The 13,602-nt window shown below is 50.7% G+C and carries 11 protein-coding genes and 2 pseudogenes; 3 read left to right on the top strand and 10 right to left on the bottom strand.

The features are described from left to right. Window positions 1–82 precede the first annotated feature (82 nt). The 6 genes and pseudogenes from FDW95_RS17600 to rclA all read right to left on the bottom strand — a co-directional run bounded on the left by FDW95_RS17600 (window position 83) and on the right by rclA (window position 4,943). Window positions 83–850, bottom strand: coding sequence for an EAL domain-containing protein (locus FDW95_RS17600; RefSeq protein WP_137363560.1), 768 nt, complete (start codon window positions 848–850; stop codon window positions 83–85). A gap of 96 nt (window positions 851–946) precedes the next feature. Further along, window positions 947–1,528, bottom strand: coding sequence for a LuxR family transcriptional regulator (locus tag FDW95_RS17605; RefSeq protein WP_170973020.1), 582 nt, complete (start codon window positions 1,526–1,528; stop codon window positions 947–949). A gap of 21 nt (window positions 1,529–1,549) precedes the next feature. Beyond that, window positions 1,550–2,245 carry a pilus assembly protein PilZ gene (locus FDW95_RS17610; protein WP_115259155.1) on the bottom strand — a complete coding sequence of 232 codons (696 nt, stop codon included), beginning with the start codon at window positions 2,243–2,245 and terminating at the stop codon, window positions 1,550–1,552. Between the two features lie 387 nt (window positions 2,246–2,632). Further along, on the bottom strand, window positions 2,633–3,193 hold the full coding sequence (gene rclC, locus FDW95_RS17615) for a reactive chlorine resistance membrane protein RclC (RefSeq protein ID WP_115259157.1): 561 nt from the start codon (window positions 3,191–3,193) through the stop codon (window positions 2,633–2,635). An 11-nt stretch (window positions 3,194–3,204) separates the two neighbouring features. Continuing rightward, entirely contained in the window at window positions 3,205–3,441 is a 237-nt protein-coding gene (gene rclB / locus FDW95_RS17620) for a reactive chlorine resistance periplasmic protein RclB (protein ID WP_170973021.1), read from the bottom strand. 177 nt (window positions 3,442–3,618) lie between these two features. After that, window positions 3,619–4,943: pseudogene (gene rclA, locus FDW95_RS17625) on the bottom strand (reactive chlorine resistance oxidoreductase RclA). 236 nt (window positions 4,944–5,179) lie between these two features. On the opposite strand from rclA, the gene rclR reads away from it, so the two are divergent. Further along, entirely contained in the window at window positions 5,180–6,034 is an 855-nt protein-coding gene (gene rclR, locus FDW95_RS17630; protein WP_115259159.1) for a reactive chlorine-specific transcriptional regulator RclR, read from the top strand. A 43-nt stretch (window positions 6,035–6,077) separates the two neighbouring features. Here rclR and FDW95_RS17635 read toward each other — a convergent pair whose 3' ends face one another. From FDW95_RS17635 to FDW95_RS17650, 4 genes are all read right to left on the bottom strand, one after another. Then, window positions 6,078–9,221 (bottom strand): CusA/CzcA family heavy metal efflux RND transporter, encoded by a 3,144-nt coding sequence (locus FDW95_RS17635; protein ID WP_115259160.1) that lies wholly within the window; start codon window positions 9,219–9,221, stop codon window positions 6,078–6,080. Window positions 9,222–9,232: 11 nt separating this feature from the next. After that, window positions 9,233–10,534, bottom strand: coding sequence for an efflux RND transporter periplasmic adaptor subunit (locus FDW95_RS17640; protein WP_115259161.1), 1,302 nt, complete (start codon window positions 10,532–10,534; stop codon window positions 9,233–9,235). Between the two features lie 75 nt (window positions 10,535–10,609). After that, entirely contained in the window at window positions 10,610–10,957 is a 348-nt protein-coding gene (gene cusF / locus FDW95_RS17645) for a cation efflux system protein CusF (RefSeq protein WP_115259162.1), read from the bottom strand. Between the two features lie 32 nt (window positions 10,958–10,989). Next, window positions 10,990–12,372, bottom strand: coding sequence for an efflux transporter outer membrane subunit (locus tag FDW95_RS17650; protein ID WP_115259163.1), 1,383 nt, complete (start codon window positions 12,370–12,372; stop codon window positions 10,990–10,992). Window positions 12,373–12,553: 181 nt separating this feature from the next. Here FDW95_RS17650 and cusR point away from each other — a divergent pair, with 181 nt between their 5' ends. Both cusR and FDW95_RS17660 read left to right on the top strand, forming a co-directional pair. After that, window positions 12,554–13,237, top strand: a complete 684-nt coding sequence (gene cusR, locus FDW95_RS17655; protein WP_096757976.1) for a copper response regulator transcription factor CusR — start codon at window positions 12,554–12,556, stop codon at window positions 13,235–13,237. Further along, a pseudogene (locus FDW95_RS17660) lies at window positions 13,227–13,583 on the top strand (two-component sensor histidine kinase); the annotation flags it as partial. The gene cusR and the pseudogene FDW95_RS17660, both read left to right, overlap by 11 nt. Window positions 13,584–13,602 lie beyond the last annotated feature (19 nt).

Here is a 13,602-nt window from a genome sequence, read left to right on the forward strand (position 1 = left end):
AACATCGGTTGTCCGGCGGTTGTCCGGATAACGCGCGTGCGCCTCTATCAGGAAAAGGCGTTATAGCCCAGGGAGAGAGTGATTAACGGCTAAATTGGGTTAACAGTGCGGGAATGTCTTCGGCCATCACCGGAGGAGAGATAAAAAAACCCTGAATTTTATCGCAGCCAATCAGCGTCAAACGTTCTAACTGGGCATGGGTTTCTACCCCTTCAGCCAGCACTTCAATGCCAAAATTGTGCGCTAATGAAATAATACCCTCAACGATCTTTGCCGATCGGGTATCGGGCTCAATGCCTGCAACAAATTCTTTATCAATCTTTAAGGTATCAAACGGATACTTCAGCAGATAATTAAGGTTAGCGTGCCCGGCACCAAAATCATCAAGCGCCAGCTTCACCCCAATCGCCTTCAGTTCTGTCATGTTTTTAGCGACTATCTGGCTGTCGCACAACGGCGACGTTTCCGTGATCTCTATTTGGCATCGATGAGCAGGCAGTCCACTGGCGGCGAGATTTTGTCTGACTCGTTGTGGGAGCAGTGGATCGCAGAATTCAAGGGCAGAAATATTAACAGAGAGAGAAAGAGGGTCTGGCCAGGAGGCGGCAATGTCCCATGGAGGGTTGCTTACCATCTCCTCTATGGAAAATATATTGCCGCTATTTTCCAGCACCGTAATAAAAACATCAGGGGAGATCATGCCCATCTGTGGGCTATTCCAACGCATTAACGCTTCAAACCCACTAATAGTGTGGGTTTGTAAGTTAAAAATAGGTTGATAAACCATATAAAGCTGACTGGTATTGAATGCTTTTTCAAGCGCCGTTAGCACATCACTGGAATCTAACACACCCCTTCCCCCCCATCACCACAACAAAAACCAGTCGAAATCACTCCCAAATTGTATCTACTTTTACGTATTTCACATCAGAAAAGAATATTCAGATCAGGGTAAAAAAGACAAGCTATGGGTAAACCTAATAATTAATTTATTTAAATCAGAGGTATTGGCCAGTCCCAGTTTCGTAACGACCCGCATCTTGTGCGCTTGAATCGTTTTATAATTCAAACTGACTAATTCAGAAATTTCTCTGGCAGTATAACCACTTACCAACAGATTGAGGATCTGCTGTTCTCTTTCCGTGAGCCTTTTCTGCGACCGATACAGTCGGGGATTCCATTTCCCAACCGCCAGCGTAGCCAGTTGTCCAAAATCACGCAGTGATGATTTTTCCGTCAGGACAATGGTCTTTTCCACATATAATAACTCAACACATAATTTCGCCACCAAACTGTCAGCGACAATGACAATAACGTTATTATAAAATTTAAATCGGTTTTTATTCAAAAACTGCACAATTGCAGAACACGGTTGTTCATTGTTAATGATATTAAAAACCATTGTTTGATGTTGGCACAATGATGATTGCTGCAACATATCCTCAAACGGGAATGTTTTGATAGGGATATGTTTACTTGTCAGATAGGCGAACATACCGCTGCCCACAAAATTATCAGTGCCGCACATCAACATCCTGTTCACCGTTCCTTATAAACTTCGAATCTTATTACTCATTAAAAATTTGATGATTATTTTCTCGACTTCCGCCTCTTCACGACGGTTCTTATAGTCAAACTCGCACGATATCTGGTAGCAGGAGTACAACTGATTATCATCATCAAACTCATTGATCATGACGACATCAATCACTTTGAGATCAAGCAGTAAACTGCCAAACACATCAAAATCCAGGGTGGCACCTTTAATAACCGCATCTTTATAAAGGAATCGTGCATTCACATCCTTAACGATTAATGCGCAGCCCCCCTGAGAAATATTTTTAATCTTCAGTGAGTAATTTTCGCCGTTTTTGTAACGACCAGAACAGAAAAAATCATAGCCCTTGAGGAAGGAGAAACGCTGATTTTGTCGCTGTTGCGCAAAGAAAATCATATCCGGGATAAGGTACGACAACCCTGCTTGCGCATCACCTGCGGACGCCTGTTCGTATCTGGCGCTAAATTTAACAATCCCGCTATCACTGTGCAGGATGAAGTATTGGACCTTTTCAGGAACGATGTCTTTGTGCGGAGAAAGCACAAAGCGCTCGAAATCAATCTTTTCTAACTGTGTGATAACGCTGTTGTTTTCACATAAGACTTCCAGTTTAGTCTTCTTGTGCAACTCTTCGCGCAGGATCGCTATGATTTCAAACTTGTTGTCCTTTGCTAATCCAAAGCTCATTCTCAAACCCTTATTTCCATATTTAAGAAATGTTCCGGTCTTGTTCGCAGACAAAAACACGAAATCAGCATCCACTCCTGGCGCTTAATTACCTTAGTGGATTCCATGTCAAACTGTTGATAAAAATTTAAGTTTTTAACTATCTTTAATGTTTTATTGATATGTAAAAACGTTTGATACGGGTTAATTCTAGCTGAAGTGAAGTCTAAAACCACGCGAAGTTGCGCAACAAGCATAACAAAAAAGAATAACAAGACGTTTTCAGCAGGGGTTTGGGGATAACGAATTTAGCTTATGGCAAAAAAAGCCAGCATCATGCTGGCTCCGGTAATTACCGTATTAAACTCTAGTGGCATACTATCTTACAGAGGGTACAACGTGAGAAAATCAGTACTGCTGCTTAACGAGGGTCCGAGCTGAATCCGCAATAATCATTACTGCACCCGCCAGCATTAATGTATCTTTTAACACTAGCCGCCCGGCCCCCGATAAATACGGGAAACCGTGGTGCAGATCGCCTAGCGGCATAACCCATGCTTCAGGCGTGGTGATTAAAAAGGACAGGGTGACAATCGGTGTAGCGAATGCCAGAATCCCGCCGATTAATCCTAACCTGCGGCTGAGCGGATTTGCCAGCACCAACAAGGCAATAATTATCTCAACCACGCCCAGTCCATTAGAGAAGCTGTAGGTATTATTCGCTGCTTGCCATTCCCGCTCCTGCGGTTTAAATTCCCCTTCATGCGTCAAATGCTGCTGATACTCTTGCGGATGTTCATAAAAAAATGACATTAGCGGACTGTTGGCCACGAATGGCGTAATACTGTCGGCTTCGTATGGAACGAATTTTAATAATCCAATCCAGATAAACACAATGGCGATGCTCAGGCGAATCAGGGTTAATCCGATGCGATCGGCCTTGCCCAGTAAGCGAAGATATTTTTCCATACCAACCGCCCTTACTTGTACAAAATCGCCGTAGCGTAAGTGCTGCTGTCAATACGCATTGAGGTGATTTTCCACGATGATGCCTGTTTCTCCTGCGCCAGTTTTGCAATGGCCTCCTCAATCACAGAAGGCGCGGCTGAGACGGCTGACACGCTAACGTGGGCAATTTCGGTTGGCGACTGCGCCAGCGCGGAAAACGTGACAGGTGCAGTCAGTAAAGAGGTCATCAGTAAAGTTGCTTTCAACATATTCATTTCTATTTCCATTAACCAGTCAATTCAGTGTTAATATAATAAACTCACACATTCTATTTATTGCCATCCGTAACGCCAGAATAACTGTTCATACGTATTATTTAGGTACTGTGCTACACGCATAAAAAAAGCCCCACACGGGTGGGGTAAAAAGGCAGACACAGCATTTTATTATTTAACTAATGCGAATAGATCGTTTAATGATTCGCTCATGCTCGGGTGGGTAAATATTTGGTCACGTAAAACGGTATAGGGTAATCCGGCATCCATAACGGTTTTAACGATATTAATCATTTCATGTGAATCTACACACAATAGCGAGACACCTAATATCCGTTGGGTATTCACATCAACCACGGCTTTGAGCATACCGCGCGTATCATCCATCACCCGAGCCCGGGGGATCGCCGTAACGGGTAACGTCACGATCTGAACCTCCGCCCGCTGGCTCTGGCCTGCTCTTCGCTCATCCCCACGCGAGAAAGCGGCGGTGTCATAAACACGGAATACGGCACATTCTGGCGGTCGCCGGTGTTGCGCAACCCTTCTCCCAATAAACTGTCGCGCACAATGCGAAAATCATCCAGCGAGATATAGGTAAATTGCAATCCGCCAGTCACGTCGCCCATGGCCCAGATATTATCTGCCGAGGTGCGCAGATATCTATTCACGATAATTCCGCCCCGATCGTTGACGTCCACGCCAGCATTTTTCAGTTGCAGTGCTTCCGTTGCCGGTTTACGCCCCGAGGCGATCAGTAGCGCGTCCACCGAATGCGTCTCTTCTGGCATCTGTATCTGTACCGCACCGTCCTGGGACGATACAGAGTGTACATTGGCATTCAGAATCAGCTCGACACCTTTGTCGCGCAAAATGCGGGCAATGGCATCAGCGACATCCCGGTCTTCACGCGGTAAAAATAGCGGCGCGGCTTCAAAGATAGTGACCTTGCTTCCAAAATTGGCAAACATGGACGCGAATTCCACGCCAATGTACCCGCCGCCCAAAATCCCCAACCGCTGAGGACGCTGCGCCAGATTCAGCAATCCAGTGCTGTCGAATACGCCAGGTGTGCTGGATAATCCTTTAATATCAGGCATCGTCGACTGCGCACCGGTATTAATGAAAATCTTCTCGCCGCGAAGTTCACGCGTGCCGGTCGCCTGGATGACCCGCACAGTATGGTTGTCAACAAACTCAGCGCGCCCTTCAATCACATCGACATTGTCCAGACCGGCAAGGTTATGGAAGTTTTTATCACGCAGAAAGCGAACAACGTCTGTTTTGCGTTGCATTGCGGCGGCAAAGTCATGCTGCATTTCGGCATCATGCACCAGTGTTTTAGTGGGTATACAGCCGATATTGATACATGTCCCGCCATACATGGTGTTGGACTGCTCAATAATCGCCACCTTCCAGTCTGCTTTTGCCAGCGTCGCCGCCAGCGTTTTACCTGCTTTGCCAAAACCAATAATGATCGCCTGATACTGATTCATACTGCCTCTTTGCAAAATCACTGTTCATTTGTTAACCCGAAGTATAAGGACTGACGAACATGAACAGCGTATCCATAACGCGCTTATTTATGTCAAATTGTCTAAAGTGAACCATGCAAATTTGTGAAAGCACAAACCATATTTCCAACTAACCATTTGATGGTATTAATTTAATATAAAATTATAGCGATAATGGCGATATCTCCCTAAGGGTATAAAATTGTTCAGGAGTCTTGATGGACGCGCTTAGCCGATTATTAACGCTTAATGACCCGCAGGGGTCTATTGATAAAAACTGCTTGTTGAGCAGAGACTGGCAGTTGCCACATGCGGCGGGAGAGCTGTCGGTTATTCGCTGGCATACGGTAACTCAGGGTGCGGCTCAGCTTGATCTCCCGGACGGCTCGTCCTACACGCTGCATCCTGGCGCAGTGGTTATGCTGGCACAAAACTCCGCCCACCGGCTGTGCCAGTCAGGCGAGGAACAAACGCATCTCGTCTGCGGAAGTCTACGGTTGCAGGCATCTTCACGCTATTTTTTAACCGCGCTGCCGGAATTGCTCATTCTGGCCCCCGAGGAAAATAGCCCTGTTGGTCAGTGGCTGAGAGCCATGATTGAACTGCTGCAACGGGAATCAATGAGCACGCTGCCAGGTTCTGAGGTGGTATGCAGCCAGCAATGCGCCACGTTGTTTACCCTTGCTGTACGCGAGTGGCTGACACGGGCCGCACCAGGTAAAAACATGTTGAATCTGCTGCTGCATCCCAAACTGGGGGTTATCGCTAACCTGATGCTGGAGTTGCCCGCTCATCCGTGGACTGTCGAAGAGCTGGCGCAGCGCGCGCATATGTCGCGGGCCAGCTTCGCGCAACTGTTTCGTGAAGTCTCAAACTCCACGCCGCTCGCGGTCTTAACCACATTGCGTCTGCAATTCGCCGCCCAGATGTTAGCGCGTGATTCACGGCCGTTGATCGTAATTGCTGAGGCGGTGGGCTATGCCAGCGAATCATCGTTTCACAAAGTCTTTCTGCGTGAATACGGCTGCACGCCGGGTGAGTACAGAAAGCGGGTCAAGGCGCTGGAAAAATAGCGTTGCGCCGTATTACGTTCTCCGGCGCAACGCTATTCAGGCGTTATTTCTGCGAACGATGGCGGTGCAGCCACATCAGCTTATACGCCGCCGGAATGATAAACAGCGACAGCAGCGGCGCGGTGATCATACCGCCAATCATCGGGGCGGCGATCCGACTCATCACCTCCGACCCGGCCCCGGTACCCCATAAAATCGGCAGCAGGCCGGCAATAATCACCGCCACGGTCATCGCTTTGGGGCGCACGCGAAGCACCGCCCCGTGATACAGCGCCTCATCCAGCTTAGCCACCGTAAAGGTCTGCGGATTTTCCAGCGCGGGCTCCGCCTCAATGGCGTGACGCAAATACATCAACATCACCACGCCAAACTCGGCGGCAACACCTGCCAGCGCAATGAATCCGGTGCCGGTCGCCACCGACATATGGAACCCCATCCAGTAGAGGAACCAGATCCCACCCACCAGTGCGAACGGCACGCTGGTGATAATCAGCAACGCTTCACCAAAACGACGGAAAGCCAGATACAGCAGCACGAAGATGATCATCAGCGTCATCGGCACCATCAGTTTGAGCTTATGGCTGGCGCGTTCAAGCAGCTCAAACTGGCCCGAAAACGCCACACTGGTCCCCGGTTTTAGCTGGACATTTTCGGCAATCGCTTTTTTCAGATCGTTTACCACCGAGACCATGTCACGATCGCGGGCATCGATGTAGATCCAGCTGGTCGGGCGTGCGTTCTCGGTTTTCAACATCGACGGACCTGAAACAACCTTCACATCCGCCACATCCGCCAGCGTGATTTGTTGCTTCATGGGCGTCAGGACCGGCAATTGCCGTAACGCTTCCGGACTGTCGCGATAGCTTTGCGGGTAGCGAAGATTGATCGGATAGCGGGCAATCCCTTCCACCGTTTCGCCCACCATCGCACCGCCGACCGCCGAGGTAATAAACAGCTGTACATCGCCTACGGTCATGCCATAACGCGCGGCCTTTTCACGTTGAATATCGACGCTGAGATAGCGCCCGCCTTCCAGACGTTCCGCCAGCGCAGACGCGACACCCGGCACGGTCCTCGCCACCTCTTCGATTTGCTCCGCCGTGGCGTCAATGTCCGCCAGCACGGTACCCGAGACCTTAATCCCGATTGGACTTTTGATCCCGGTAGACAGCATGTCGATGCGGTTACGAATCGGCGGTACCCACAGGTTTGCCAGGCCCGGCAGCCGGACCGTTTTATCCAGTTCCTCGATGATTTTGTCCATCGTCATCCCCGGACGCCACTGATCCTGCGGTTTCAACTGGATGGTGGTTTCAACCATTTCCAGCGGCGCGGAATCGGTGGCGGTTTCGGCCTTACCGGTTTTACCAAATACCCGTGCCACTTCCGGCACGGTCATGATCAGCTTGTCGGTTTTTTGCAGCATATCCGCCGCCTGCGCCGCCGAGATCCCCGGCAGAGTCGAGGGCATATACAGCAGGTCACCTTCGTTGATCTGCGGTAAGAACTCGCCGCCGACTTTATTGAGCGGGAAAATAACCGTCAGGATCGACAACACCGCCACCAGCAGGGTGGCCTTCGGCCAGTGCAGCACCTTCAGCAACAGCGGATGATAAATGCGGATCAGAAAACGGTTAAGCGGGTTACTGCTTTCCGCCGGGATCGTGCCGCGGATCCAGAATCCCATCAGGATTGGGATCACCACAATCGCCAGCAATGCGGCCCCAGCCATGGCATAGGTTTTGGTGAACGCCAGCGGGCCAAACAGTCGCCCTTCCTGCCCCTCAAGGGTGAAAATAGGGATAAACGACAGGGTAATAATCAGCAAACTGATGAATAGCGCCGGTCCCACTTCCACCGAGGCGTTGGTGATCACCTGCCAGCGCGTGGCGTTATCCAGCTTTTCTCCCGGATGCTGATGCGCCCACTCTTCCAGCCGCTTATGCGCGTTCTCAATCATCACAATCGCGGCATCAACCATCGCCCCTACAGCAATGGCGATGCCGCCAAGCGACATAATGTTGGCGTTCAGCCCCTGGAAATGCATCACGATAAACGCAATACACAGCCCTAGCGGCAGGGAAATAATGGCGACCAGCGCCGAGCGGATATGCCACAGGAACAGCGCACACACCAGCGCCACAACGATAAACTCTTCCAGCAACTTGTAGCTCAGGTTATCAATCGCGCGGTCGATAAGCTGACTGCGATCGTATGTTGTAACTACCTCAACGCCTTCCGGCAGGCTGCTTTTCAGCGTCTCAAGTTTGGCTTTGACGGTGGAGATTACGTCACGTGCATTTTTACCCGAGCGCAGGATCACCACGCCGCCCGCCACTTCACCTTCACCATTCAGTTCGGCGATGCCACGGCGCATTTCCGGTCCAATTTGCACGCGGGCAACATCGCGCAGGTAAACCGGCACACCGTCAGCCCCGGATTTCAGCACAATAGTATTGAAGTCATCGAGGGTTTGCAGATACCCGCTGGCACGCACCATGTATTCCGCTTCCGCCATCTCCACGGATGAGCCACCCGCCTCCTGGTTAGACGCATCCAGCGCCGATTTCACCTCAGCCAGGCTGATACCGTATTGCGTCAGCTTCATCGGGTCGATAACCACCTGGTACTCTTTGACCACGCCGCCTACCGCCGCCACTTCTGCGACATTGGGAATCGTTTTCAACTCATACTTTAAAAACCAGTCCTGCAGAGAACGCAGTTCGGCCAAATCGTGTTTGCCGCTGCGGTCCACCAGCGCATATTCAAAGATCCAGCCGACGCCGGTGGCATCCGGCCCTATTTCCGCGCTGACGCCTGCGGGCAGTTTTCCCTGCACCTGGTTGAGATATTCCAGTACACGGGAGCGTGCCCAGTAAGGGTCGGTGCCGTCTTCAAAAATGACATACACGTAAGAGTCACCAAACTGCGAGAAACCGCGCACCGTTTTCGCGCCAGGCACCGACAACATGGTGGTGGTCAGAGGATAAGTGACCTGATTCTCAACGATTTGTGGCGCCTGTCCCGGATAGCTGGTTTTAATAATCACCTGCACATCTGAGAGATCCGGCAGTGCATCTACTGGGGTGTTGATAATGGTCCATGTTCCCCAAATACTGAGGAACAACGCCCCCATCATCACCAGAAAACGGTTAGCCACTGAGCGGCGAATAATCCATTCAATCATGTGTTATATCCTCAGTGTGAATGGGTCGCCGGGGTCGGCATTGCGGGCATAGCCGCGGCGTCTGGCGTCCCACTCTTCCGGGCGCGCATGCGGTCCAACGCCCCGGCGATATTCGCCTCGGAATCAATCAGGAACAGGCCGCTGGAGACCACCTTCTCACCTTCCGTCAGACCGGAGCTGATAGCCGTTAGCCCCTGAGATTCATGGAATACGGCAACCTGCTTCGGCACAAAGCGTCCGTCGTTATCCACGGTGATCACCCGCTGCTCGCTGCCCGTATCAATCAGCGCTTTGGACGGGATCAGCAGCATCGGCTCACTTTGTGTTTTCAGCTTGAGGTAAGCATTCATCCCCGGCTTGAGTGCCTCGTCAGGGTTTTCGACCTGCAAACGTAACTGGAGGGTACGCGTCGTGGCATCCACGCTCGGCAAAATACTCCACTTGCTGATGGTGAATGTTTTATCCGGCCAGGCGGGTACGGTAATCGCAAACTGCGAGGCGTCTTTAATCAGCCAGGCGATAGACTCCGGGACCGATGCGCTGACCCACACCGGATCCATGCCCTGAATTTTTGCTACCACGTTATCTTTCGAAATGTTCATGCCGGTGCGCAAATCAAAGGCGGTGATCACCCCATCGATGGGCGCGCGCAGGGTGAAGCGGGTTTGAATTTTCCGCGTCGATTTTAAGCGCTGGATGTCCTGTTCGGGCATCCCGGCCAGACGCAATCTTTCGAGAATACCGTCGACTTGAGTGGCGGTACCGCCGGTCTCGCGCAGCAGAAGATATTCGCTCTGCGCTTCAACCCAGTCGGGGATGGTCAGATCAATCAGCGGCGCGCCTTGCTTAATTTTATCGCCAACGGTCAGCGGATACACTTTTTCGATAAATCCCGCTGAGCGGGCCTGCACAATCACAAACTGATATTCGTTATAGCTAACGTTGGCCGGGAACGTTTGTGCATACTGCAGCGGTCCACGACGTACAGCCTCGGTTTTTAGCCCCAGATTTTGGGTTTGCGTCGGATCGATTCGCACCCCTGCGGCGGCGTCGCTCGCGGTCTCTTCATCGGCATATTTCGGGATCAGATCCATATCCATAAACGGCGATTTACCCGGCTTATCAAAACGGGTATTCGGATACATCGGGTCATACCAGAACAGGACTTTACGCGCTTCTTTTTGCGCATCGGGGCCACTGTCGGTCGGGACGTTTGCTGATGACAAATAAGGATAGATACCGACGGCAATAACCCCACCGACAATCATGCTGGCAAGAATAAGCGCGGTATTTTTAATATTTAAAGACGCCATAGTGATTTCCATTGCGCGAGTGTCTCACCCGCGTTCAGAGAAAACGGGTGAGAATAAAAGAGACCTGCGACTGCGTTATTGACTGACGTGAATATCACGTAATACAGAGAGATTTCCCTGTTGAACAAAGGTAAAGGCGACCTTATCGCCGGGCTTAATATCATCAGCCTTCGTTTCCGGGACCAGCGTAAATCGCATGGTCATCGCAGGCCAGTTCACCGCCGGAATAGGTTCGTGCTTGATGGTGATTTTTTTGCTCGCCATATCAATAGATTCAATCACGCCCGTGGCGCTGATGACTTGCTCCTGCTGGGTAGCGGGCTGCATATTCATCATCTCACCATGCTGATGCTCATTGGCCTGAGCGTTAAACATGACCACAGACAACACAGTAAACAAAGCGGCTTTAGCTGTACTTTTCATGTCATATACTCCTGAGAATTTATAATTAAATATCATTCAACCCAGCCGCCGCCTAAGGCAGCAAACAGCTTAATTTCATTAACCTGCTGGGCGTAATTAAGATCGAGCAGTGATTGCCGGGTAGCGAATAAAGAACGCTCTGCGTCCAGTACTTCGATATAACTCACCGCACCATGTTGATAGAGCGCTCTGGCGCGTTGCAGCGTGATTTGCAAAGAGTCCAGATAGCGCTGTTGAGCAGTAATTTGATCTGCCAGGCTTTGGCGCAACACCAGTGCATCCGCCACTTCTTTAAACGCGTTCTGGATTTTTTGTTCGTAATTCACCACCGACTGCTGCTGACGAATTTCGGCCAAATCGAGGTTTGACTGATTACGTCCGGCGTTAAAAATCGGAATATCGATTTTGGGTACGAAATTCCACATGCCGCTGGCGGCATTAAATAAGCTGGAGAGGTCACTGCTGCTACCCGATAGCGAACTGGTGAGGGTAATGGACGGGAAAAAGGCCGCCCGTGCAGCACCGATGTTGGCATTTGCCGCCATTAATGCATGCTCGGCTTCTAAAATATCCGGTCGCTGAAGCAGTATTTGCGATGGCAGCGACGGCGGCAGCGCCACCGCGTTGATATCACCGTGGCTGCGTGCCCGGTCATCCGGTAATTTCCCGTAGGTGCCAAGCAACAGTTGCAGCGCATTATTCGCCTGCGCCAGTTCGCCTTTACGTTTGGCGATATCGGCGCGCGTGCTTTCAATTACGCCCCGCGCCTGTTCCAGCGCCAGCACGTTGGTGCTACCGGTTAACAGTTGTTTCTCAACAAAAGCGTATGAACGCTGATAGTTTTGCAGCGTCTCTTCGGCAATTTTCAGCTGCGCGTAAGCCAGTCGCTGGTTGAAATAACTTTGCGACACATTGGAAATTAATAAGATATGCACCGCCCGACGCGCTTCTTCACTGGCAAAGAAATTCTGTCGTTCGGCTTCACTCATATTTTTCAGGCGACCGAAGAAATCCAAATCGAAACTGAGATTCAGCCCGGCCTCAAATTCTTTCTGCGTGCTAGTTTCGCCTTTAAATTTGCCGCTATAGGTACCGCTGGAGCCAGCATTAAGCTGCGGATAGCGGTCTGCGTCCGTCACCCCATATTGTGCTCGCGCTTCCTGAACCTTGAGGGTGGCCATGCGCAGATCACGGTTATTCAGCAACGCCTCACCAATCAGCGCTTTCACCTGATCATCAACGAAAAAGGTGCGCCAGCCCGTATCCTGGTATCCCTGTGGTGCCGGTACCAGCGCATTCTGGCTCAACGAAAATTGCTGCGGTATCGGCATTGCCGGACGCTGATACTCCGGCGCCAGCGAACAACCGGCCAGAATAAAAACAACGCTGAGAGTAAGAAGCTTAAATTTGCACATAGTTCTTTTCGTCCAAACCGGACTGGAATGTGAATTTATTACCGTGCACCTTACCGAATCGACTCTGTTTAAGCGGTGACAGGAAAATGACAAAGCTGTCATTTTCCCAATAACTCATTGCTATCCGATCCCGCTTCTCTAGAATTGAAACCCGCACAGCCAGTGGGTGAAGGAGAATGTGATGAAGATTTTGGTCGTCGAAGATGAGAAAAAAACCGGCGAATACCTGACGAAGGGCCTGACGGAAGCCGGTTTTGTTGTCGATTTGGCGGATAACGGCCTGAACGGGTATCACCTGGCCATGACCGGCGATTATGACCTGATCATCCTCGACATCATGCTGCCTGACGTGAACGGTTGGGATATCGTGCGTATGTTGCGCAGCGCTAACAAAGGCATGCCGATTCTTCTCCTCACCGCGCTGGGCACGATTGAACACCGGGTCAAAGGCCTGGAACTGGGGGCGGATGATTATCTGGTGAAACCCTTCGCCTTTGCCGAACTGCTGGCTCGGGTCAGAACGCTGCTGCGCCGTGGCGCGGCAGTGATTGTCGAAAGTCAGTTTCAGGTTGCGGATTTAATGGTTGATCTGGTCAGCCGAAAAGTCACCCGCAGTGGCACCCGCATTACCCTTACCAGCAAAGAATTTACGCTGCTCGAGTTTTTCCTGCGCCATCAAGGGGAAGTATTACCCCGCTCGCTGATTGCCTCACAGGTCTGGGACATGAATTTTGACAGCGACACCAATGCGATTGACGTCGCCGTGAAGCGCCTGCGTGCCAAAATTGATAATGACTTTGAACCGAAGCTGATTCAGACCGTACGCGGTGTGGGGTATATGCTTGAGGTACCGGATGGCTATTAAACGCCTGCAGCGCCCTTTTTCGCTGGCCACGCGACTGACCTTTTTTATCAGCCTGGCAACCATCGCTTCGTTTTTCGCCTTCGCCTGGATAATGATCCACTCGGTGAAAGTCCATTTTGCCGAGCAGGATATAAACGATTTAAGAGAGATCAGCACCACGCTGGAACGGATCCTTAATCAACCCAACGAACCGGAATCCCGGCGGCTGGAAATCTTAAAAAACGTGGTTTCCGGTTACTCTAACGTTATTATTTCACTGGAAGATGCTAACCAAAAAGCCATTTTCCATTCACCTGGTGCGCCGGATCTGCGTCAGTTTATTACCCATGCGAAACCGGACAAAAACGGGTAATGACTCCAACTTA

It is taken from the genome of Citrobacter sp. wls718 (assembly GCF_005280945.1).
In the GTDB taxonomy this organism is placed as follows: domain Bacteria; phylum Pseudomonadota; class Gammaproteobacteria; order Enterobacterales; family Enterobacteriaceae; genus Citrobacter; species Citrobacter gillenii.

Coding starts and splice junctions, on each gene's coding strand:
- FDW95_RS17605 (WP_170973020.1), bottom strand. CDS start 1,528: ATGTGCGGCACTGATAATTTTGTGGGCAGCGGTATGTTCGCCTATCTG.
- FDW95_RS17610 (WP_115259155.1), bottom strand. CDS start 2,245: ATGAGCTTTGGATTAGCAAAGGACAACAAGTTTGAAATCATAGCGATC.
- rclC (WP_115259157.1), bottom strand. CDS start 3,193: ATGGAAAAATATCTTCGCTTACTGGGCAAGGCCGATCGCATCGGATTA.
- rclB (WP_170973021.1), bottom strand. CDS start 3,441: ATGTTGAAAGCAACTTTACTGATGACCTCTTTACTGACTGCACCTGTC.
- rclR (WP_115259159.1), top strand. CDS start 5,180: ATGGACGCGCTTAGCCGATTATTAACGCTTAATGACCCGCAGGGGTCT.
- FDW95_RS17635 (WP_115259160.1), bottom strand. CDS start 9,221: ATGATTGAATGGATTATTCGCCGCTCAGTGGCTAACCGTTTTCTGGTG.
- FDW95_RS17640 (WP_115259161.1), bottom strand. CDS start 10,534: ATGGCGTCTTTAAATATTAAAAATACCGCGCTTATTCTTGCCAGCATG.
- cusF (WP_115259162.1), bottom strand. CDS start 10,957: ATGAAAAGTACAGCTAAAGCCGCTTTGTTTACTGTGTTGTCTGTGGTC.
- FDW95_RS17650 (WP_115259163.1), bottom strand. CDS start 12,372: ATGTGCAAATTTAAGCTTCTTACTCTCAGCGTTGTTTTTATTCTGGCC.
- cusR (WP_096757976.1), top strand. CDS start 12,554: ATGAAGATTTTGGTCGTCGAAGATGAGAAAAAAACCGGCGAATACCTG.